The 21,416-nt window shown below is 62.8% G+C and carries 17 protein-coding genes; 4 read left to right on the forward strand and 13 right to left on the reverse strand.

Annotation, left to right across the window (positions count from 1 at the left end):
* Nucleotides 1-4 precede the first annotated feature (4 nt).
* Nucleotides 5-865 (reverse strand): LysR substrate-binding domain-containing protein, encoded by an 861-nt coding sequence (locus AAGS40_RS07685; protein ID WP_345810691.1) that lies wholly within the window; start codon nt 863-865, stop codon nt 5-7.
* A gap of 180 nt (nt 866-1,045) precedes the next feature.
* Between AAGS40_RS07685 and mdtD the strand changes: the two genes are divergently transcribed.
* Nucleotides 1,046-2,446, forward strand: coding sequence for a multidrug transporter subunit MdtD (mdtD, locus tag AAGS40_RS07690; RefSeq protein WP_345810693.1), 1,401 nt, complete (start codon nt 1,046-1,048; stop codon nt 2,444-2,446).
* Nucleotides 2,447-2,490: 44 nt separating this feature from the next.
* On the opposite strand, the gene AAGS40_RS07695 is transcribed toward mdtD, so the two are convergent.
* Entirely contained in the window at nt 2,491-3,261 is a 771-nt protein-coding gene (locus tag AAGS40_RS07695; RefSeq protein ID WP_345810694.1) for an SDR family NAD(P)-dependent oxidoreductase, read from the reverse strand.
* Nucleotides 3,262-3,513: 252 nt separating this feature from the next.
* Here AAGS40_RS07695 and AAGS40_RS07700 point away from each other — a divergent pair, with 252 nt between their 5' ends.
* Complete coding sequence (locus AAGS40_RS07700; RefSeq protein ID WP_345810695.1) at nt 3,514-4,443, forward strand: LysR family transcriptional regulator; 930 nt, start codon at nt 3,514-3,516, stop codon at nt 4,441-4,443.
* Nucleotides 4,444-4,610: 167 nt separating this feature from the next.
* On the opposite strand, the gene AAGS40_RS07705 is transcribed toward AAGS40_RS07700, so the two are convergent.
* The 5 genes from AAGS40_RS07705 to AAGS40_RS07725 are packed head-to-tail and all read right to left on the reverse strand — an operon-like array spanning nt 4,611 to nt 9,952.
* A complete protein-coding gene (locus AAGS40_RS07705) occupies nt 4,611-6,056 on the reverse strand; it encodes an amidohydrolase family protein (protein ID WP_345810696.1) in 1,446 nt (481 codons plus the stop codon).
* Between the two features lie 29 nt (nt 6,057-6,085).
* Nucleotides 6,086-6,997 carry an ABC transporter permease gene (locus AAGS40_RS07710; RefSeq protein WP_345810697.1) on the reverse strand — a complete coding sequence of 304 codons (912 nt, stop codon included), beginning with the start codon at nt 6,995-6,997 and terminating at the stop codon, nt 6,086-6,088.
* Nucleotides 6,994-7,827, reverse strand: a complete 834-nt coding sequence (locus AAGS40_RS07715) for an ABC transporter ATP-binding protein (protein WP_345810698.1) — start codon at nt 7,825-7,827, stop codon at nt 6,994-6,996. Before AAGS40_RS07715 ends, AAGS40_RS07710 begins: the two co-directional genes overlap by 4 nt.
* 2 nt (nt 7,828-7,829) lie before the next feature.
* Entirely contained in the window at nt 7,830-8,876 is a 1,047-nt protein-coding gene (locus AAGS40_RS07720; protein WP_345810699.1) for an aromatic ring-hydroxylating dioxygenase subunit alpha, read from the reverse strand.
* Between the two features lie 53 nt (nt 8,877-8,929).
* Complete coding sequence (locus tag AAGS40_RS07725; RefSeq protein WP_345810700.1) at nt 8,930-9,952, reverse strand: ABC transporter substrate-binding protein; 1,023 nt, start codon at nt 9,950-9,952, stop codon at nt 8,930-8,932.
* A gap of 619 nt (nt 9,953-10,571) precedes the next feature.
* On the opposite strand from AAGS40_RS07725, the gene AAGS40_RS07730 reads away from it, so the two are divergent.
* Together AAGS40_RS07730 and AAGS40_RS07735 are read left to right on the forward strand one after the other, a co-directional pair.
* Entirely contained in the window at nt 10,572-10,751 is a 180-nt protein-coding gene (locus tag AAGS40_RS07730; RefSeq protein WP_345810701.1) for a hypothetical protein, read from the forward strand.
* A 246-nt stretch (nt 10,752-10,997) separates the two neighbouring features.
* Nucleotides 10,998-11,219, forward strand: a complete 222-nt coding sequence (locus AAGS40_RS07735; protein ID WP_345810702.1) for a hypothetical protein — start codon at nt 10,998-11,000, stop codon at nt 11,217-11,219.
* Nucleotides 11,220-11,326: 107 nt separating this feature from the next.
* Here AAGS40_RS07735 and AAGS40_RS07740 read toward each other — a convergent pair whose 3' ends face one another.
* The 6 genes from AAGS40_RS07740 to rbsK form a co-directional block, all read right to left on the reverse strand.
* The gene (locus tag AAGS40_RS07740; RefSeq protein ID WP_345810703.1) at nt 11,327-13,042 is read right to left on the reverse strand and encodes a SpoVR family protein; all 1,716 of its coding nucleotides are present in this window, start codon (nt 13,040-13,042) and stop codon (nt 11,327-11,329) included.
* A complete protein-coding gene (locus AAGS40_RS07745) occupies nt 13,039-14,310 on the reverse strand; it encodes a YeaH/YhbH family protein (RefSeq protein ID WP_345810704.1) in 1,272 nt (423 codons plus the stop codon). The genes AAGS40_RS07740 and AAGS40_RS07745 overlap by 4 nt, the downstream gene beginning before the upstream one ends.
* 227 nt (nt 14,311-14,537) lie before the next feature.
* The gene (locus AAGS40_RS07750) at nt 14,538-16,460 is read right to left on the reverse strand and encodes a PrkA family serine protein kinase (RefSeq protein ID WP_345810705.1); all 1,923 of its coding nucleotides are present in this window, start codon (nt 16,458-16,460) and stop codon (nt 14,538-14,540) included.
* 728 nt (nt 16,461-17,188) lie between these two features.
* Nucleotides 17,189-17,950 (reverse strand): hydratase, encoded by a 762-nt coding sequence (locus AAGS40_RS07755; RefSeq protein ID WP_345810706.1) that lies wholly within the window; start codon nt 17,948-17,950, stop codon nt 17,189-17,191.
* A 268-nt stretch (nt 17,951-18,218) separates the two neighbouring features.
* A complete protein-coding gene (locus tag AAGS40_RS07760; protein WP_345810707.1) occupies nt 18,219-20,006 on the reverse strand; it encodes a methyl-accepting chemotaxis protein in 1,788 nt (595 codons plus the stop codon).
* Between the two features lie 450 nt (nt 20,007-20,456).
* Nucleotides 20,457-21,386, reverse strand: a complete 930-nt coding sequence (gene rbsK, locus AAGS40_RS07765; RefSeq protein WP_345810708.1) for a ribokinase — start codon at nt 21,384-21,386, stop codon at nt 20,457-20,459.
* Nucleotides 21,387-21,416 lie beyond the last annotated feature (30 nt).

The following is a 21,416-nucleotide window of genomic DNA, read 5'->3' on the forward strand; positions in this document are numbered from 1 at the left end:
GCACTCACTCACCGATCCATGAACCACGCAGATCGCTGTCGTGCAGCAGTTGCAGCAGCGTTCCCGCGGGGCGGCTGAGCCGCCGGGCCGCCAGCGCGATGAATTCCACCGACGGCAACGCCGGCAGACTCGCCGCATTCACGGGCGGCGCAAGGCCGCGCGCGCTCAGATATTGCGGCCTCACCGTCACACCGAGGCCGCCGCGCGCCGCCGCGATGCAACCCGCGTGACTGCTGCTCGTGCACACCAGTTGCCAGCTGAAACCCGCTTCGGCCAGCGCATCCAGCACGACGGCGCGCGTCACGCTCGGTTCGGCGACCAGAATCAGCGGCAAAGGCTGGCTCAGATCGACGAGCGTGCCGGGACGTGCGAGCCATTCCAGCCTCCCCGTGAAAAGCGGCACGCCGCGCCGGTCGCCAAGCCGCCTCTTGCCGACCAGCAGATCGATCGTCCCTGCGTTCAGCAATTCATAGAGCTTGCCGGTCATGCCGATGGTGATTTCGAGTTCCACATCGGGATGGGCATCGCGAAACGCCGCGAGCACCGTGGGCAGCGGGCCGAGCGCGACGTCGTCGGACGAGCCCAGACGCACGCGCCCCTTCAGACGCGGTGCGCGAAACTGCGACTCCGCGCGGGCGAGCGCCTGGAGGATCACGCTTGCATGGGCGAGCATCGCCTCGCCGTCCGCCGTCAACGCGAGCGAATGGGTGTCCCGCACGAACAGGCGCCGTCCAACGCTTTCCTCGAGCCGCCGCACGTGTTCGCTGACGCTCGACTGCGTGAGGTCGAGCCGCCGCCCCGCCTCCGTGAAGCTGTGGCAGGCGGCGACGGTCGTGAAGGTCTTGAGCCAGATCGGATTAAGCATAAAGGCATTGTCGCGCCGGTCATCGCCAATGTCGATAACAGTCAACGCAGCTAGCGGGGTTCCCGATTGACGTGGATGTCAATATGATGACGAAATCCCCATGGATTTGCACGATGTCCGGCCAGAGCGCCGGGCGACATTTGGCTTATAAGGTTTTCCGGCCTCCCGGGCCTTCATCACATGACCAAGGATTCCTCCCAGACCGCGCTGTTGTGGATCGTCGCCGCAGGCTTCTTCATGCAGTCGCTCGACACGACGATCGTCAACACCGCGCTGCCTTCCATCGCAAAGAGCCTGCACGTCGCGCCGCTCGCGATGCAACCGGTGGTCGTCGCCTACACGTTGACCATGGCCATGCTCACGCCCGCGTCCGGCTGGCTGGCCGACCGCTTCGGCACGCGGCGCGTGTATTTCGTCGCGATACTCGTGTTCGTGCTCGGCTCGATCTGCTGCGCGAGCGCGCATACCCTCGGGCAACTGGTGATGGCGCGCGTGCTGCAAGGCGTCGGCGGTTCGATGCTGCTGCCCATTGGCCGCCTCGCCGTGCTGCGCAGCGTGCCGGGCGACCAGTATGTGTCCGCACTCGCCTTTATTTCGGTTGCCGGCCAGTTGGGGCCGATTGCCGGGCCCACGCTCGGCGGCTGGTTCGTCCAGGCCGTCACGTGGCACTGGATTTTTCTGATCAACGTGCCGATCGGCGCGCTCGGTCTCTATGCGGTGCAGCGCTTTCTGCCGTCGCATGGCGAGACCCAGGCGCCGCCGTTCGATCTCGTCGGCTGCGGGCTGCTGTCGCTGTGCATGATCGCGTTCTCACTCGCGGTCGACGCGCCGGTCGCCACGCATCGCGCGGCGTGGTCGGCGGGATTGTTCGCGCTCGCCGTCGTGACCGCGCTGGCCTACATTCCGCACGCCCGGCGCCGCGCCAATCCGCTCTTCAAACTGTCGTTGTTCAGCGAGCCGAACTTTAGCGTCGGGCTGATCGGCAACCTCGTGTGCCGCGTCGGTTCGAGCGCGGTGCCGTTTCTCGTGCCGCTGCTCCTGCAACTGCAACTGGGTTACTCGCCGCTGCATTCGGGCCTGATGATGCTGCCCGCGGCGCTGGCCGGCACCGTCGCCAAACGCTGGATCGCGCCGCTCGTGCGACGCTATGGCTACGACACGTTCCTGCTCGTCAACACGATCATCGTGGGCTCGGCGATCGTCGCGTTCGCGCTGATCACGCGCGGCACGCCGCTGATCGTCGAAGCCGGGATTCTCGCCGTGTTCGGCGCTGCCAATTCCATGCAGTTTGCTGCCATGAACAGCGTCACGCTCAAAGGCCTTTCCCACGAAGACGCAGGCAGCGGCAACAGCCTCTTTTCGATGGTGCAGATGCTGGCGATCGGGCTTGGCGTGTCGATCGGCGGCGGTCTCGTGAATCTCTTTTCGGCACAGGGGGGATCGACCGCGCTCGGTTTCCGGCTGAGCTTCGTCTGTGTCGGCGTGATCACGCTGGTGTCCGCGTGGATCTTCCGCCATCTCGATGAAGCACCTGGCGCGCGGCCGGTGCGCGCGCAGGCGACACAGGGCGCGGGCCACTGAAGCGCGACGGCGCCGCCGCCGCGCGAGGCCGCCAAGCGTGTGCGTCAATCCCGCAGCCGCACACCCGAAAAGTTCTCGCACGCCTGGATCAGACGCTCCTGCACGGCGTCGTCGCGCACCGCAGGGTGCGTCTCGCGCGGCTGCATGTGATAGAAGTATTCGCCGCTCACCGTGGCGGTGTCGTCGCTCGCAGCCAGCCACACCTGGGTCTTTGGCGCGGCCTGCAGGTCGTCCGGCGCACCCGGGCCGCCCATTTTCGTTGCGACCCAGCCTGGCTCCACGGCATTTGACGAAACCTGCGGCCAGCGGCGCGCGATTGCGAACGCCAGCAGCGCGTCGTGCAGCTTCGAGTCGGAGTAAGCCGCCGTGCCGCGCCACGGACGGCGCTCCCATGCCAGATCATCCAGACTCGCGTCGCCGCTGCGGTGCAGACCCGAACTGAGGTAGACCAGGCGCTTGGGCTTCTCCATCAATGCGGTCAGTATGTACGGCGCGAGCGTGTTGACCGCGAACACGTGCGGCAGCCCATCGACGGTGGCGACACGGCGCGGCTCCTGATAACCGACCGCCGCGTTATGGATCACCGCATCGAAAGGCCCTGAGCGGTTGGCCTCCTCCGCCAACGCGACGGTGGCCTGAATGCTCGCCAGATCGCCGGCCAATGCGGCTTCGGCCTGCGGCACCGCTTCGAGCGCCTCTGCGGCGCGCGCCGCGTTGCGTGCATGCAAAACCACCTGGTGTCCGGCGTCCACGAGCAGGCGCGCGGCCATCTGGCCCAAACCGTCGGCGGAACCGGTAATGAAGATACGAGACATCGATACGCTCCCAATGAACTGTCGAGATATGCCCGGCGCATAACAGAGAATCGCGTTCCATCGTACATCGGGCGAATGGATCGAGCTTAGCGCGTGAGCACATGCTGACGCGAGAGCGTGGCTGTCATTCCACTCATGACAAACAATCATTCATCGGCTAGATCAGATGGCATCGCCCGGCGCTCGCGCGTGAATTCAAACGGTGTTTCGCGTTAGCATGTCGTGCGTGAACGCATAACAAAGGAAGAACACATGCCTTTTGACGAGCGCATGCTGAACGGGATGGGGGTGTTGACGGCTATCGTCGACTGCGGCAGTTTCGCGGCCGCTGGCGAAGCCCTCGACATGTCGCAATCCGGGGTAAGCCGTTCTGTCGCGCGACTCGAAGCGCGGCTGGGTATCCGCCTGTTCGACCGCACCACGCGTTCGGTCACGCTGACCGACGAGGGGCGGCGCTTCTACGAACAGATTGTGCCGCTCCTGGGCGGTCTGGAAGAAGCCGCGGCCTCCGCGGCCAAAGGGGCGACTGCCGTTCGTGGCCGTTTGCGCGTGAACATGGACCCGTTCTTTTCACGTCTCGTGCTGGGACCGAGGCTCGGCGGCTTCGTGGACAAGCACCCCGATCTGCAGCTCGAACTGATCACGCGAGACCAGCTGGGCGACATGGTCGGAGAGGGTTTCGACCTCGCCATCCGTTTTGGCGAACCGCCGGTGTCCACGCTGATCGCGCGCAAGCTGCTCGATACGCGCATTCTCACCGTCGCTGCGCCTTCGTATCTGAAGCGTCACGGCCGCCCCGCGAGTCCCAACGAACTCGAAGGCAGCAGGCACGTGTGCATCAAGTTTCGCGATCCGCTCACGGGTTATCCGTTCAGTTGGGAATTCCATCGGGGCCGCAAGAAAATCGTGATCGCGCCGCAAGGCCGTCTGACGGTCAACGACGTCGGTACGCTGCATAGCGTTTGCACTGCAGGCCAGGGTATCGCGCAGATTCTTTCGCTCGGCGCGGAACCGCTGCTCGCGAGCGGCAAACTGGTCGAACTGTTCCCGGATTGGGGTGACGAGGTCTATCCGCTGTATGCGCTCTATCCGTCGCGGCATTATCCGCCGGCCAAGGTGCGCGCTTTCTATGATTTCATCGTGTCGCTGACAGGCAGTGCGCCGCGCGAAGCGGCGGCCTGACGCATCGGCGCGACGCGTCATAGCTCCGGCTCGGTTCGGAAAGTTAAGAGACTTGAAAGACCGCCAGTCAATGTGTCTTCTTCACGTTGCGCTGTTTAACAGACGCGCTCAAGCGGTGATTTGTCAGTCGCCGGCGCGCGGTCTCCCGTGCGCCGCCGGGTCCGCAATCAAGCCGCTTCGCTCAGCAGTTCGCGAACTGCGTCGCGAGACTCGCGCGCCAGCTGTTTCAGATCGACCCCGTCGATCTGGTCGTCGCTGACGATACGTTTGCCCGCGCAGAAGAGCGCCGCGACGGACGGCCTGCCGCCCGACGCCACCGGTCCGATGGCCGGATCGTGCAAGCCGAAGTAACGCGGATCGTCGAGCCGGTACACGGCGATGTCCGCCGCCAGACCCACGGCGATTCTGCCGACCTCGTTCAGGCCCATGATGCGCGCGCCGCCCGCTGTCCCCCAGTGAATCACGTCGGCCACGCTCGCCGCACTCGCGCCGCCTTCGAAGCTGCCGCCGCGATAGGTCGGCTGCGCCAGCATGCCGCCGCGTGCGCGTTGCGCGAGCCACGTCATGTGGACTTCGGAAATCATGTCGGCGGCTTCATTCGACGCTGCCCCGTCCACGCCGATCGACACCGGCACGCCCGCGTCGGCCATCGCCCGCACCGGGCAAATGCCGCTGCCCAGCCGGCCATTGCTCTGCGGACAATGCGCGACGCCGGTGCCCGTTTGCGCGAGCAGCGCGATTTCGTCGGCGTCCACCTTGACGAGATGCGCGTACCAGACGTCGCTGCCAAGCCAGTCGTGCTCGCCGCAAAACGCCACCGGCGACTGCCCGTGCATGGCCTGCGCGCTGTCCTGATAGCTGACCGTCTCCGACAGATGACTATGCAGACGCAAGCCGAGCCGTCGCGCGGCCGCGGCGGTGGCGCGCATCTCGGCCGGCGAAATCGAGTAAAGCACCGTGGTCGGCGCCATCACGACACGCCGCATCGCGCGCGGCGACGCATCGTGCCACCCGGACGCCAGCCGTTCGACGTCGGCGACATAGGCATCGAGCGATTCAGGGCGAAGCGCGGTGGGCAGTTCGGCTTCGAGCTGGCGCGTTTGCGTCGCGCCGCCGCGCAGCAGCACGAAGCGCATGCCGAGCTTGTCCGCTTCGTCGAACAGGATCGCGGAGCTGTCGAACGGCATGTTCGGGTAGTACAGATAATTGTGATCGGCGACGGTCGCGCAGCCCGAGCGCGCCAGTTCCACGAGACCAATGCGAGCCGCGAGCCGGAAGCGTCGCTCGTCGAAAAGCGCGCGAAACCGGTACGGCGTGGCAGCGAGCCACGGTGTGAGCGTCGCGTCGAGACCGGCCGTGTCGCCTTTGAGCAGCGACTGGAACAGGTGATGATGAGTATTGACCCATGCCGGATAGACGACGCAGTCGGTGGCGTCGACGACCTGTTCGCCCGGCCGTGGGGTCAATGTGCCGATCGCGTCGATCGTATCGCCGACGATGCGAATGTCGGGACCGTTCACGCGTGCGGGATCATCGGCGGAACCGCAGCCGCCTGTGATGATTGCCGCGGCGTTGCGGATTAGCGTGGAAGATGTCGTGTGTTCTGAGGTCATAGGTTGTGCGCGCAAGGATCGGGAAAGCATCAGAGTTGGCTGTCGTGCCAGCCGCGCAAACCGATGCGCGAGACCCACGCCGTGATCGCGAACAGGACGACGCCTGTCACGGTAATCAGCAGCAACGCCGCGAAAAGCCGCGGGATGTTCAGCTGGAAACCCGCCTGCAGGATCTGGTATGCGAGCCCCGCGCCACTGCCGCCCGTGCCGGCGACGAATTCCGCGACCACCGCGCCGATCAGCGACAGTCCGCTCGAAATACGCAGGCCGCCGAAGAAATACGGCAGCGCGCTCGGTATGCGCAAACGGGTCAGCGTCTGCCAGCGCGTCGCGCGATTGATCCTGAAGAGATTGATCAGGCCGGGATTGACGCTGCGCAAACCGAGCGCCGTGTTCGAGATGATCGGGAACAACGCGACGAGCGTCGCGCACAACACCAGCGCGACGGTCATGTCCTTCACCCAGATGATGATGAGCGGCGCAATCGCAACGACCGGCGTGACCTGCAACAGGATCGCGTACGGAAAGAGGCTCGCTTCGATCAACGGGCTCTGCACGAACAGCAGCGCGATCACCACACCCAGAGCCGTCGCGAGCGCGAACGCGAGCAACGTGATCTTGAGCGTCGCGAGCAGGCTGCCGAATAGCAAAGGCGCGTCCTGCAGCAGTTCACCGACGATCGCCACCGGCGACGGCACCAGATAGGCCGGCACTTTCATCAGCACGCACCAGCCCTGCCACGCTGCCAGCACGATCAGACCCACCACCCACGGCGCGATCGCCTTCGTCACGCCGGGCCGCTGCAGCCACGGCTCGCGGGTTCGCTGGGTCGCGCGGGTTGGCCGGCTTGACGCATTGGATATGACAGCAGCCGGCTCGCGTGCTGCGGCTGCCTGACCGTTGAATTGAGCCGTATGACCCGCAAGGACTTCGCCTGTCATGATTGCACTCCTGTTTCTTCGTTCGCAAACGACGCGCGATGCGCATCGGTGATCAGCTCCGACAGCGTCCTGCAGTCGCGCATGAACGGTTCGCTGACACGAAACGCGTCGTCGCGTTCGAGCGGTCCGTCGATCGGCACTTCGGCGATCACGCGTCCGGGCCGCGCCTGCATCACCACCACGCGGCTCGACAGATACACCGCCTCGTAAATGCTGTGCGTGACGAACACCACCGTGATGCCGCGCCGCTGCCAGAGCGCACGCAGATCGCCGTCGAGCCGGTTGCGCGTGAACTCGTCGAGTGCGCCGAACGGTTCGTCGAGCAACAGCAGATCCGGCTCGGTGACGAGCGCCCGCGCCAGCGACGCACGCATCTGCATGCCGCCGGACAACTCGCGCGGCAGTACGTTGCCAAACTTCGCGAGGCCGACGCCGTCGAGCGCCTCGGCAACGCGGGCGTCCGCTTCGCGGCGCGGCACGCGGGCAAGATCGAGCGGCAGTCTCACGTTTTCCGCGACCGTCGCCCATGGCATCAGCGTGGCCTCCTGAAACACCATCGACATGCGCCGCCCGTTCGAACCGACGGTATCGAACGGCTGGCCCCACCAGCGCAGATGACCGTGCGTCGGCGTTTCGATGCCGGCAAACATCTTCAGCAACGTGCTTTTTCCGCAACCGGATGGACCGAGCAGCGAGATGAACTCGCCGGGTTCAATTGCGAGCCGCACGTCTTCGAGCGCGACCGTGCCGTTCGGATAGCATTTGTCCACGCGCTGCACCGACAGCAACGGCGCGCTCGAACCCGGCACTGCAGTCTGATTGGCCAGCATGGTCACTCCTGCGCGTGAATAGGGATGATGTCGCGAAATACTTCGGACTCGCCATGATCGTTCAGCAGCTTGAGCAACATGCGCCGCATCAGCAGGCCCGGCTGGTCCGATTCCATATGGCACTCCTGCTGACGCCGCACGTCGATGCATGCATCGTAGTCAGTGGCTTCGAGAATGTCGCGGTCTTCGTCGGTGATCGGGCGATCCCAGTCGATCAGCTCCTGCGTCGAGCACGCGTCTTCGGTGTCGTTGCGATAGAGCCATTGCGACAGCATCAGCGTGCGGTCGTCGATCGGCGTTGCACAGTTATAGATGATGTGGTGAATGCCGCTTGCCGGATACACGCAGCCAAACCGGCGCGCGAATGGCATGAACCAGCGGTTCACCAGATGACGCTCGGTCACCTCTTCCTGCGTGCCGGTGATCCGGTAGCTCGCCGGCGGGTTGCGTACGGGCACATGCGTCTCGGCTTCAAAACCCCATTCGTGCGGACGGAATTCGTAGCTGGACGGCTTCGGGTTGTCGAACAGACCGAAGTTGCCCTTGTGCACGAAGCTGAAGTGAGAATTGTCGAACGAGTTTTCCATCATGCGCAGCGGGCTCGTTTCCCAACGCTCGTAAAACTGCAGAATGCGGCGGTAGCCGGGCGCACCGTCTTCGGGAAACTCGGGGATCGGCTGCAGCGGGTCGTCGAGCGCCACCCACGCGTAACCGTAGCGCTCCTCGCAGTGATAGGACGGCACGACCGCGCGCGACGGAATCGCGCCGTCCTTGTTCTGCGGAATCTTCACGCATTGGCCCGAGCAGTCGTAGGTCCAGCCGTGGTAGCCGCACGCGATATTGCCGTCGCTGTCCACGAAGCCCTTCGAGAGCTTCGCCGTACGGTGGCAGCAGCGATCGCGCAGCGCATGCGGCTTGCCGCTCGCGCCCTTCCATAACACGATCGGTTCGCCGAGCAGCGTGAACGGCTGCGGGCCGGCTTCGAGCTGCGTCATCGGCATGATGGCGTACCAGAAACGGCGCAGGACTTTTTGTCGGGTGACCAGCATGAGGTGCTCCTTTTTCAAGCGTATTCGGGGTGCTTTCAGCGACGACAGCGCGCTTACGGCATCACCTTCGCGTTCTGGATGAATTGCAGCGTGTAGGCCGCGTGGTAGTCGGTGGCGGGCTTGAGCAGCTTCGCGTCCACCATGTAGTCGAAGGTCTTTTTCCAGCGCGCATCCGTCATCGTGCCGATGCCCTCGCTTGCCGCGTCGCCGCCGGTGACGAGCTTGAGCTTTTTCAGTTGCGCGACACCGTACGCAAGTTGTCCGTCGCTCATCTGCGGGTTGTCTTTCTTGATCAACGCGTTGCCCGGAGCAGGATCGTTCAGGTAGCTCTTCCAGCCTTCCATCGACGCCTTCACGAAACGCGCGACCACTTCCGGCCGGTTTTTCATCGTGTCGCGCATCGTGACGATCGTCGTGTTGTACGGCGGATAGCCGTCATCGGCGAACAGGAAGAAATGCGCGTTGACGTGGGCCTGTTCGGCCTGGTACGTTTCCGACGACGGATACGCCTGCATCGCCACGTTCGGATCGGCGAAGAACGGCTGCAGGTTGAATGTATAGGGGCGCGCCTGTGCTTCCGTATAGCCATACTTCGCCTTGAGCCACGGCCACCATGTCGTGCGGCCCGAGCCAGCCACGAGGATCGTCTTGTTCTTCAGGCCCGCGAGACTCGTCACGTCGGCGTGGGTCATCATGCCTTGCGGGTCGTACTGGAATGCAGCGGCAACAGTCGTTACCGGAATGCCGGCCTCGACGCTCGACAGCACCTGGAAGTCGTACCCGAGCAGAAAGTCCGCCTGGCCGCCGGCGAGCAGCTGCATGCCGTTGACCTGCGGGCCGCCCATTCTGATCGTGACGTCGAGCCCGTACTTCTTGTAGATGCCCGTTGCGACGGCCTGATAAAAGCCACCATGTTCGGCCTGCGCGTACCAGCTCGTCAGCAGCGTAACGTGATCGTCGGCGTGAACGAGCGGCGCGGCGAGCGCGAGGCCGGCGAGCGCAGCCGCGGTGACTGCCCGCGCGAGAAACAGGCGGCCGGCCACGGCAACGCGGGAAAGAAGAGGCGAAACACGCATGAGTGAACTCCGTGTGAACGTGGGGGAAAGGGCGAAAGGCTGGAAAGGCGGCAAGGAACGGACGATGACGGGTCCGCGCGCCTCGGCCGCCATCGCGTGATCGCGTGAATGCGCACGCAACGGCAATGGCGAAGCGACGCGCAGGCGCATGGGCGCAGACGCAGGTGTGCCATCGCGTGTGATCGCGAAAACGCATGACAGTCGGGTGAACATCTGGGGCAACTGCATCGCACGCTCCTTGTTGGCGAAACCGGACGGTTTCGTTCAAACGCCGAATCTGTTTCGACGTGGGCGCACGATGCGCCCCAAGAGCAATGCCCCACGGTGACCGGCATGGTGATGCCGGCTCGCTAGCCGCTTCTACTCTGCGTGAGCGTTAAGCGAATGTCGTGCCAACGTGGACAGAATGGGCACGCTAAGGCCGCGGGGCGGGCCTCACAGTCACCGTGCGTTGTTTGCGACTTGCACGGCCATCGCACTGACTCGACGCGTGCTGGCACTGCGCGCGTGCATTCACGATGCGCCAGAGCCCAAAGGTTGTGCGTAAGAAGTCATCGCAAGGTGCTGCCGGGCCTGCGCCTTGCTGCTTCGCTCAGGTCATCCCAACCAGGAGCCAGCAATGAGCGACACCAACGCACAACCGAAGAGCGAGCCGACCGACCTCGAACATCCGCAACCCGCGGTGCATAGCGACAACGAAAAAAGCAAATTGCCCGAGCGCAGCGATGAAGGACGCAATCAGTCGCCTGCGGATCAGCCCGGCAAAAAACCCGGCGAGGACGAGCCGCCGGTCGGTTGAAGAAGGCGCGAGCCTTCAGGCGGCTTTGCTATACGTTCTCGCAAAGCCGCATACGCTTTTTCCTCTTCTCGTCCTTTCGCCTTTTTTCGCCTCTGTGCTTATATTCCACGCCCAGCGTGCAGCCTGGCCTATCCTCAGATTCTACTAAGCATCTTCTGCTTAACATCTTCCGATTTGTTGCTTGGTCCGACAGCCTCCGGTGACTAGGATGGAGTCGAAGCGCCAACAGACCGGAGGGAATGCACGATGTCGGACAGTGCCTGTTTCAAGCCCCGTGTCATCGAACCCGTTGCCGTCAACCAGCCGGAAGGATTGGGGCTCGCCGTGGAGTTGTGGCTTGCCCAGCCTGTCGACGGCATCGCCGGACGCGCGGTTCAGATCCATCTGCGCGGCGACGCAAAAATGGAGCAGGCCGAAGCGCTACGCGACCTGTTGCACGCATTGGGGACGGAGATCGTGGTGGCATGACCGTTGGCGGCCATGGTGATCTGGCCTTTCCTGCCATTCATTTGAAAAAGCCAGCTCGAAAGCTGGCTTTTTCTCGCTGAGCGAACCCTGGCAAGCTTCTGCAAGCGTCAAACCCGCACCGCCGGCGGCACGTACCTGCACTCATAGCGCTTCCTGACCGTGCCGTTTTCGTCGACGCTTTCGAGGAACACGTCGAACTGCCACAACCGCGCCATGTGCTTGAGCACTTCGTCGCTATCCGACGACAGATGCCGGTTGTCACTCATGAAGTGCCGCAACGTCAGGCTCCGGTCGCCGCGTGTATTGACGGCCCACACCTGGATATTCGGCTCGCGGTGATGCATATCGTACTGCCGTGACAATGCCTGACGCACATACCGGTATCCGCTGTCGTCGTGAATGGCGGAGACTTCGAGCGCGTCCCGCATGTCGTCGTCGAGCACCGAAAAAAGGCGCATTTCACGGATCATGTGCGGCGACAGATACTGCGCGACGAAACTCTCGTCCTTGAAATTGCGCATGGCGTAGTGCAACGCGGGCAGCCACGGACTACCGGCGAGTTCCGGGAACCACTTGCGGTCTTCTTCCGTGGGCGCCTCGCAGATGCGGCGAATGTCGCTCATCATCGAGAAACCGAGCGCGTACGGGTTGATCCCGCTGTAATATGGCTTGGTGACTGGCGGCTGGTAGACCACATTGCTGTGCGAATGGAGGAACTCCATCATGAAGCCGTCTTCCAGCTTGCCCTGGTTGTACATTGTGTTGAGCAACGTGTAATGCCAGAACGTGGCCCAACCTTCGTTCATCACCTGGGTTTGCCGCTGCGGATAGAAATATTGCCCGACCTTGCGCACGATGCGGATGACTTCCCGCTCCCACGGCTCAAGCAGCGGCGCGTTTTTCTCCGCGAAATACAGCAGATTTTCCTGCGGCTCCGGCGGATAACGCTCCTCGATTTCCTCTGGCAGCGGCGTGTGCCGGGTGGGCAATGTGCGCCACAATTCGTTGACCTGCGATTGCAGATACGCCTCGCGCTCACGGCGCGCGGCGAATTCCTTTTCGAGCGACAGCTTCTGCGGACGTTTGTAACGGTCCACACCGTAATTCATCAGCGCATGGCATGAATCGAGCAGCTCCTCGACGCGGTCCAGACCAAAGCGCTCCTCGCATTCGGCGATGTAATTCTTCGCGTAGACGAGATAGTCGATGATCGCGTGCGCATCCGTCCACAGCTTGAACAGATAGTTGCCCTTGAAAAACGAATTGTGCCCGTACGCCGCGTGCGCGATGACGAGCGCCTGCATCGTCATCGTATTCTCTTCCATCAGGTAGGCGATGCAAGGATTCGAGTTGATGACGATCTCATACGCCAGCCCCATTTGCCCGCGACGGTAGCTTTTTTCGGTGGAGAGAAAGTGTTTGCCGAACGACCAGTGACGGTAGTTCACCGGCATGCCGACGGACGCGTAAGCGTCCATCATCTGTTCGGCGCTGATGAGTTCGAGCTGGATTGGATACACGTCGAGTTCATACTGCTCCGCCACGCGGGCAATATGCGAGTCGTACTCTTCGATCAATTCAAAAGTCCAGTCGGACGGACACGGCAGAGGCCTTCTATCGGCTACGTTCATACGGACTTCCCTTTGCCCCTCAGTGGGCGTTCCGGTGTGTCCCCGCGCTGCAGCGCTGTCGACTGCTCCGGCGGCGGCGGACCCGACTGCGTCCGCCCCGGCCTCGGCATGCCCCGACTCACGCTGCGGCACGCCTGTCCCACGCTCCGGCGGATAGCCGCGCGCTTCGTTGTGCAGGTGCTCAGACGTCATGAATTGGCCGCCTGCTTTTCGAACAACTCGCGAAACACCGGATAGATGTCAGCCGCGGTTTCCACTTTCTTCATCGCCATATGCGGCTGGCTCAGCGCCAGCTGTGCATATTCGAGCCACAGGTTCTGCTCTTCGGGCGTGACCTGAATATACGCAAAATAGCGCACCTTCTCCAGGATGTCATCATGCAGGATCTTGCGGCACTTCGGCGAGTCGTCGGTCCAATTATCGCCGTCGGACGCCTGCGCGCCGTAAATGTTCCATTCGGTTGGCGAATAACGCTCGTCCATGACCTTCTGCATCAACTCCAGCGCACTCGATACGACCGTGCCGCCGCTTTCAGTGGAGTGGAAGAACGTGTCTTCGTCCACTTCCTCGGCGCGCGTGTGGTGACGGATGAACACCACTTCGATTTTCTCGTAGTTACGTTTGAGAAACAGATACAGCAGGATGAAAAACCGCTTGGCGAGGTCTTTGCGCTGTTCGTCCATGGAACCGGATACATCCATCAGACAGAACATCACGGCCTGGCTGGACGGCGTGGGCTGCTTCACACGATTCACGTAGCGCAGATCGAACGGATCGATGAACGGAATACGCCAGATGCGGCCGCGCAAATGGTGGATTTCCTCTTCGAGCAGTTTGATCTCTTCGCGACGGTCGTCGTGATCGTCTTTCATCACCTCCAGTTGCCGTTCCATCTCGCGCAACTGGTTCACGAGCGGCGCGCCGAGTGCGATTCGCCGGCCGAGCGCACTGCGCAGCGAGCGGACCACGTCGATATTGTTCGGCGTGCCTTCAGCGGCCCAACCTGCACGGATACTTTTCCATGTGGGCACGGCCATCAGGTGAGTCTTGACGAGACGCGGCAGTTCGAGATCGTCGAAGAAGTACTGCATGAATTCTTCGCGGCTCAACTCGAACACGAAGTCGTCCTGACCGTCGCCTTCGTTGCTGGCCTGATTGCCACCGCCGCCACCGCCGCCACCTTGCGGGCGCTGGATCTTGTCGCCGCGAATGTAGTCGGAATTGCCAGGATGCACCATTTCCCGCTTGCCGCCCGGGCCATGACGGAACGACGGCTCCGCAATGTCCTTGCGCGGGATCGTGATGCTCTGGGTGTTCTGGATGTCTTTGATGCTCCGGTCGCGGACCGCGTCCGAGACGGCGCGACGAATGTAGTTCTTAACGCGACGCAAAAAACGCTCGCGATTGGCAATGCTCTTGTTCTTGCCTGCTAACCTGCGGTCGATAATTTGATGAAGCACGCCCGGTCTCCCGTGTCGACCAGAGTCAGCGCCTTTATGCTCACTCTGATCCCGTGCAGAGCATACGGTCGGAGAAAGTGCACTAGCGCTTCTTCCTTCCCTACGACTGCACTGATATTTCCGGTGCGCGAGACACATGCCGCATGTGCAGCCATGCTATGTCCATGCGGCTTGCGCCTCGCAGGGTGCTCGCGCGGTCGGACCGCGCGAGCGGCACGCAGTGCGGATCATGACGACTTGCGCACGCGCAGATACCAGTCACACAGCAAGCGCACCTGCTTCGGCGTGTAGCCCTTCGTCACCATGCGATTGACGAAGTCTTCGTGCTTGCGCTGTTCCTCCGCCGAACCCTTGGCATTGAACGAAATCACCGGCAACAGTTCCTCCGTGTTCGAGAACATCTTCTTTTCGATCACGACGCGCAGCTTCTCGTAGCTGATCCACGCGGGATTCTTCCCCGCATTCGCAGCACGCGCACGCAGCACGAAGTTCACGATCTCGTTGCGGAAGTCCTTCGGATTGCTGATCCCGGCCGGCTTCTCGATCTTCTCCAGCTCCGCATTCAGCGCAGCGCGGTCGAAGCTCTCGCCCGTGTCGTGGTCACGGAATTCCTGGTCCTGGATCCAGAAGTCCGCGTACGTCACATAGCGATCGAAGATGTTCTGACCGTATTCCGAATACGACTCGAGATACGCGGTCTGAATCTCCTTGCCGATGAATTCGGCATAGCGCGAAGCGAGCACGTCCTTGATGAACGACAGATACTTCTGCTCGGTTTCCGGCGGGAATTGCTCGCGTTCGATCTGCTGTTCGAGCACATACATCAGATGCACCGGATTGGCCGCGACTTCCGTCGTATCGAAATTGAACACGCGCGAAAGAATCTTGAACGCGAAACGGGTCGACACGCCGGTCATCCCTTCATCCACGCCGGCGAAATCACGATACTCCTGATACGACTTGGCTTTCGGATCGGTGTCCTTCAGATTCTCGCCGTCGTACACCTGCATCTTCGAGAAGAGGCTCGAATTCTCCGGCTCCTGCAAACGCGTGAGCACGGACATCTGCGCCATCATCTTCAGCGTGCCCGGCGCGCACACCGCATTCGCGAGCGACGAATTGCGCAGCAGCTTTTCGTAGATCTTGATTTCCTCGCCGTAGCGCAGGCAATACGGCACCTTCACCACGAAGATCCGGTCGAGCAGTGCTTCGTTGTTGCGGTTGTTGCGAAAGGCCTTCCACTCCGACTCGTTCGAGTGCGCGAGAATCACACCGTCGAACGGAATCGCGCCGAAGCCTTCCGTACCCTTGAAGTTGCCTTCCTGAGTCGCGGTGAGCAGCGGGTGCAAGACCTTGATTGGCGCCTTGAACATTTCCACGAATTCGAGCAGGCCCTGATTGGCCAGACACAGGCCGCCGGAATAGCTGTAGGCGTCTGCGTCGTCCTGCGCGTACTGTTCGAGCTTACGGATGTCGACCTTGCCAACCAGCGACGAGATGTCCTGATTGTTCTCGTCGCCCGGCTCGGTTTTCGCAATACCGATCTGGCGCAGAATCGACGGGTAGCGGCGCACCACGCGGAACTTGCGGATATCGCCGTTGTATTCGTGCAGCCGCTTGACTGCCCACGGGCTGAGGATGCTTTTCAGGTAGCGGCGCGGGATGCCGTACTGCTCTTCGAGAATCGGGCCGTCTTCCTCATAGTCGAACAGACCGAGAGGCGACTCGTTCACTGGCGAGCCCTTGATCGCGTAGAACGGCACGCGCTCCATGAGCTGCTTCAGACGTTCCGCAATCGACGACTTGCCGCCGCCAACCGGGCCCAGCAGATACAGAATCTGTTTCTTTTCTTCGAGCCCCTGGGCCGAGTGCCGGAAGTAGGCGACCACCTGCTCGATCACCTCCTCCATTCCGTAGAACTCACGGAATGCGGGGTATACCTTGATGACCTTGTTAGCAAAAATTCTCGACATACGCGGATCGTTGCGAGTGTCGATCTGTTCCGGCTCCCCGATCGCCGTCAACATGCGTTCGCCAGCCGTGGCGTACGCGGCGGGATTGTCTTTGCAGAGCGCGAGGTACTCCTCAAGCGAGAGCTCATCCTCTCGCGTTTTTTCGAAGCGGGTCGCGAAACTGCTGTAGATATCCATGCTACCTCCTCGCCGAAGTCTAGACCGATGTCGTGCGCGGCGCGCTATTCGGAAACGACATCGCTCGAATTCATCCTAAACCCTTTTAAATTTTTTTTCACGAACTACGTTGCGAAAATCGCGCCGTACCCGCCTCCCGATATTTCCTCACTTGGAAACAGCCTTTCGACCACATACAATCTTGCGCTCGTGTACAGACCTCGTCGCATTCGCCCGCATGCGTGCTTCGTTGCAAAAAGCGTGGACGTACCCCGTATTTTTGTTTCCCCGCTTTCCCCTACAACGCATCGCGCGCATGTCACGTCTACACGTCGGCACGACTGTTACATGTTTTATTCACCTGCCAATGAAGCCCGTTCATATGCAAACAACCCATCTGCATATCGCGCCCGAATGGTGGTCGAACCGGCTGCTTTGCCCGCATAACCCCTTCGTCGTGACGTGAGCCGTTTTGTTCCGCGGCAGCCCGGTAACACTCAACGATTCCTTCGGCCATGCGGTATCAAGCACACTCACCCGCTGCCAGCGCGGCGTATTAACCGCGTCATCAACATGGTCGGCTGGCGCGTTGCTGATGCGTGTTTATTCGTGCTCCATGGTTATACGGTCAGCGCGTTGCCGCAGATGCGAAAAAAATAAAACGGCTGCCGAAAGGCAGCCGTTCAGATCGAGCGTCGTAATCTGCGGTAACAGCGCGACGAATGTGACAGCGGTCAGGCTGACAGCGGTCAGGTCAGTTCCAATTCCACTTCCCCAAGACCGTCGATATGGCCATGCACCCTGCCCGCTTTGTCCACGATGTGCGCACCGACGTATGAACCAGTGGTGATCGTCCACTCCGGCTCGATCGTGATACCCATTGCCGCACAGTGGTTGACGAACCACACCAGCAACTCGCGCGGATCGCCCGCCGGGTTGCCGGTAGCCTCTGGCACCAGCGACTCGCCGTTGAAAGTCAGTTCCAGTTCGGGCGACACGAAGTCAAAACCCCGTGCAAGACCGGCGTAGGCCACTGCGTGCCCGGTAACGAGCGCGCCGTTGTTCTGCGCGTCGGCCAGCTGCGCGAGCGGAGCGACGTTGGGCCATTTGCTGAAACGGCTGTCGACGATCTCGATAGCCGGCAGCACCAGACCCACTCTCGACAGCACTTCGTCGCGCGCGTACGCGCGCCCGCGCGGCTCGATCGCCTCCGAGAAGCGGAACGCGATCTCCAGCTCGACCAGTACGCGAAAAAAGGCGTGATGCGGCACGCGCGCGGGCGAAGGCAGCACGAGCGACGCAGGAATCGGCGCGCCCGACGCGGCCCCGCCGGGGGCCTTCGCGCCGATCTTCCACGCGCCGGTAGACTCGCCGAGGCCCGCTACGACCGCCTGCTGGATTGCATAGGCGGTCGCGGCGTCGGGCGGCAGGCTGTCGGGTGCGGGCTCTTCGATCGGGCGATGCTGCCGGCGTGCTTCGACGAGGCGTGTCGCGAGGTCGTGTGGCGTCATGTCGGTCCTTTAGGGCTGGCGCGGTGGGAGTAGGGTTGCACATGCATTCACGGATGCGCACATCAATGTACCGGATCATGGCGCCCGCCAGGGTTTGGGCGCGCTCACAAACGTGACTTAATGCGCACACGATGAAAAAAGACCGCGAATGCTGACGCAATCACGGTCTTTTGTACGTTAGACGATCCCAGGCCAACGCGCCCGTCACTCTGACGCGCGTCCCTGGAATGAATGTTGCGGCGCGTGCTGCGACTGCGGTGCCATCCGATCAGAACGTTTCCCAATCCTGATCGCCGCCTGCCGCCGCGGCCACGACCGTTTTCGCAGACGCGCGGGCCGGTGCGTGCTGCACCGCCTCCACTGCCGGCGTGGAAGGCACTTTCGCCGCGCCCGTGGCTGCCGCAGTCGGCAGCGTGGACGATGGCGCGCCGGCCGACACCTTGCGTGCGACCGTCGACCGGGCAGGCGCGGATACGCGCTTCGGCGCGATGCTCACCGGCGCGCTATAGCCGTTTTCGTCGAGCTGGAACACCGCCACGGCGGTACGCAGCTTGCCCGCCTGATCTTCCAGTGACGAAGCCGCTGCCGCCGCCTCTTCGACCAGTGCAGCGTTTTGCTGGGTCACTTCATCCATTTGCGTGACGGCGCGTGCCACCTGATCGATGCCGCTGCTCTGCTCTTCCGAGGCCGCCGCAATTTCGCCCATGATGTCAGTCACGCGCTGCACCGCGCCGATGATCTCGGTCATCGTGCGGCCCGCTTCGTCGACGAGCGCGGAGCCCGACTGCACGCGTTCCACCGACGTGTCGATCAGCTCCTTGATTTCCTTGGCCGCCGCCGACGAGCGCTGCGCAAGGCTGCGCACTTCGCCCGCGACGACCGCGAAGCCGCGCCCTTCCTCGCCGGCGCGCGCCGCTTCGACGGCCGCGTTCAGGGCCAGAATATTGGTCTGGAACGCAATCCCTTCGATGATCGAAATGATGTCCGCAATCTTCGCCGAACTCTGGTTGATGTCGCCCATCGTGCCGACTACCTGACCGACCACGGCGCTGCCCTTGTTGGCAATTTCCGACGCATTGGCCGCAAGCGAGCTGGCCTGGCGCGCGTTCTCGGCGTTCTGTTTGACCGTGCCGGTCAGCTCTTCCATGCTCGACGCGGTTTCCTGCAATGCCGACGCCTGCTCTTCGGTGCGCGACGACAGGTCGATATTGCCGGCCGCGATCTGGCGGGTCGCCGTCGCGATCGATTCGCTGCCGCTGCGCACCGTGCGAACGGTTTGCGTCAGGCTGCGCTGCATTTTCGCTATGCCGTCCAGCAGCAGGCCCATTTCGTCGCGAGAGTTCACCACGACCGGGCGACGCAGGTCGCCTGCGGAAATCGCTTCGAAATGACCGAGCGCCTCGTCAAGCGGACGGGCAATGGCGCGGCTCAGCGCGAGATACGACAGTGCTGCGGCGAGCACGCCGAGCGCAAGTGCGCCGAAACTCACCAGACGAAAGGTTTCGAAGCTGCTCTGCGCCGACTCGTAACCCTGCTGGGCCGAGTCGAACTGGAACTTACGCAGCGCATCGTCCGCCGCCGCAAGCGCGTTGTAGCTGGCCTGCAGGCGCTTTGCGCCTTCCACGAGCGTAGCCTGGTCGTTCGCGCCGATAGAGGCGGCGAACGCGTCCATCTGCTGGTGCAGTGCTTCGCGACGTGCAACGACGTCCTGCGCGAGGCGATCTTCGGTCGCGTCGCGCGGCAGGTCCATGTATTTCTTCCACCACAGGTCCGACGTCGCGCGCATCGCGCGGGCGCGTTCGAGCGTCGGCGCGGATTCGGGAGTGCCGACCATGAAGGCTGCGCGGTCGAGCGCAAGACGTTCGCGCGCGGCAAACAATTCCGCGTTGCCGATGTCGACCGCGCTCGGCATCTGATTGGTATAGGTGTCCTGATAGGCGTTGTTAGAGCGGCTCATGCCGACCAGTCCGAACCCACCAATAGCGACCAGCAGCGCGGCAAGAAAAGCCATCGTGAGGCCGATGCGCGCTTTGATCGTGATGCCTTTCTTCAACATGCTGATTCCTGTGCTTTGACAAAATGAGAGGCTGCAACGCAGCGCCAGGTAGCGTGTGGCGTCGGCGTGCCGGACGCTTTGACTGCGCCGCCTGAATATCTTCGTTTACGGCACCCGAAACGCATACTTGAAGGATTATTCAGGTATGAAGAAAGACGTTGTAAGGAGATGGTGCAGAGTTGTACGCGCGCGCAGCGCACCGGATGGCGGGATTCAGACCGTTCGTTTCGCGATGGGTCGGCTGGAGCAGAAGTAGGCGCAACGGGCATGAAGCGCGGGATGGAACCGGGCGCGGAACCCGGGCACGCGTGCGGGCATAAACCCGGCATTTGACGCGCGTCGGCAAGCCACCGCGGGTGGCCCCGCAAAAAGAATGCGTCGACGGAAACAGGAATCGCGGCGTGTCGCGCAACAGGAGTCGCCGAGCACGAACAACGCCGCGTTGTGGAATCAGGCTGACGTATTCAGCTCGGCCCGGGTCGGAATCGAGGGCTGCGCACCGGCGCGCGTGACCGAAATCGCCGCCGCCCGCTGCGCGAAGCGGATCGCCGACTCGATATCGGCGCCTTGCGCGAGTTGCGCCGCGAAGCCGCCGATGAATGTGTCGCCCGCCGCAGTCGTATCGACCGCTTTCACCTTTGGCGCGTCATACAGCGACGCGGGCGCCTGTTCAAGCGCCGCATAGACTCCACGTGAACCGAGCGTGACCAGCACGTTGCGCGCGCCGGCCTTTCGCAGCGCCTGCGCCGCGCGGGCTGCGTCTTCAGGCGAATCGACGGGCAGGCCGGTCAGTGTCGCCGCTTCGAGCTCGTTCGGAATCAGATAGTCGACGAGGGGCAGCCAGTCGGCCGGCAGCGGACCGGTTGCGGGCGCCGGATTCAGGATCACGGTTTTGCCGAGCCGGCGCGCTGCCGCCAATGCCGCGTGCACGCTTGCGGGCGGCGTTTCGAGCTGGCAGATCACGACGTCGGCGGCGGCGATCGCGGCCTCGTGGCGCGCCACCGTGTCCGGCGTCACCTCGCCGTTGCTGCCCGCGACGATCACGATCGCATTCTGACTGCTGTCATCGACGACGATCAGCGCCACGCCCGTCGACTCCTTGCCGGTCTCGACTGCCGCGCAGTCGATGCCTTCCGCTTCGAGGCCCGCACGTAACTGCTCGCCGTTGCCGTCGGCGCCCACGCAGCCGATCATCGACACCTGCGCGCCGAGCCTCGCGGCCGCGACCGCCTGATTGCCGCCCTTGCCGCCCGCGACCTGGGCGAACGTATGGCCGGCGAGCGTTTCGCCCGGCTGCGGCAGACGTGGCGCGCGCGTCACGAGGTCCATATTCAGACTGCCGATCACCGTCACGCGGCCATGTGTTTCCAGACTTGCCAAACTTTTTCTCCTTATTCCGCGCCAGCAGCC

Origin of the sequence: Paraburkholderia sp. PREW-6R, assembly GCF_039621805.1 — a bacterium.
Taxonomy (GTDB): domain Bacteria; phylum Pseudomonadota; class Gammaproteobacteria; order Burkholderiales; family Burkholderiaceae; genus Paraburkholderia.

What these genes read in the sequence shown, in the direction of transcription:
- AAGS40_RS07685 (WP_345810691.1), bottom strand. Translation starts at nt 865, where the DNA reads ATGCTTAATCCGATCTGGCTCAAGACCTTCACGACCGTCGCCGCCTGC.
- mdtD (WP_345810693.1), top strand. Translation starts at nt 1,046, where the DNA reads ATGACCAAGGATTCCTCCCAGACCGCGCTGTTGTGGATCGTCGCCGCA.
- AAGS40_RS07695 (WP_345810694.1), bottom strand. Translation starts at nt 3,261, where the DNA reads ATGTCTCGTATCTTCATTACCGGTTCCGCCGACGGTTTGGGCCAGATG.
- AAGS40_RS07700 (WP_345810695.1), top strand. Translation starts at nt 3,514, where the DNA reads ATGCCTTTTGACGAGCGCATGCTGAACGGGATGGGGGTGTTGACGGCT.
- AAGS40_RS07705 (WP_345810696.1), bottom strand. Translation starts at nt 6,056, where the DNA reads ATGACCTCAGAACACACGACATCTTCCACGCTAATCCGCAACGCCGCG.
- AAGS40_RS07710 (WP_345810697.1), bottom strand. Translation starts at nt 6,997, where the DNA reads ATGACAGGCGAAGTCCTTGCGGGTCATACGGCTCAATTCAACGGTCAG.
- AAGS40_RS07715 (WP_345810698.1), bottom strand. Translation starts at nt 7,827, where the DNA reads ATGCTGGCCAATCAGACTGCAGTGCCGGGTTCGAGCGCGCCGTTGCTG.
- AAGS40_RS07720 (WP_345810699.1), bottom strand. Translation starts at nt 8,876, where the DNA reads ATGCTGGTCACCCGACAAAAAGTCCTGCGCCGTTTCTGGTACGCCATC.
- AAGS40_RS07725 (WP_345810700.1), bottom strand. Translation starts at nt 9,952, where the DNA reads ATGCGTGTTTCGCCTCTTCTTTCCCGCGTTGCCGTGGCCGGCCGCCTG.
- AAGS40_RS07730 (WP_345810701.1), top strand. Translation starts at nt 10,572, where the DNA reads ATGAGCGACACCAACGCACAACCGAAGAGCGAGCCGACCGACCTCGAA.
- AAGS40_RS07735 (WP_345810702.1), top strand. Translation starts at nt 10,998, where the DNA reads ATGTCGGACAGTGCCTGTTTCAAGCCCCGTGTCATCGAACCCGTTGCC.
- AAGS40_RS07740 (WP_345810703.1), bottom strand. Translation starts at nt 13,042, where the DNA reads ATGACGTCTGAGCACCTGCACAACGAAGCGCGCGGCTATCCGCCGGAG.
- AAGS40_RS07750 (WP_345810705.1), bottom strand. Translation starts at nt 16,460, where the DNA reads ATGGATATCTACAGCAGTTTCGCGACCCGCTTCGAAAAAACGCGAGAG.
- AAGS40_RS07755 (WP_345810706.1), bottom strand. Translation starts at nt 17,950, where the DNA reads ATGACGCCACACGACCTCGCGACACGCCTCGTCGAAGCACGCCGGCAG.
- AAGS40_RS07760 (WP_345810707.1), bottom strand. Translation starts at nt 20,006, where the DNA reads ATGTTGAAGAAAGGCATCACGATCAAAGCGCGCATCGGCCTCACGATG.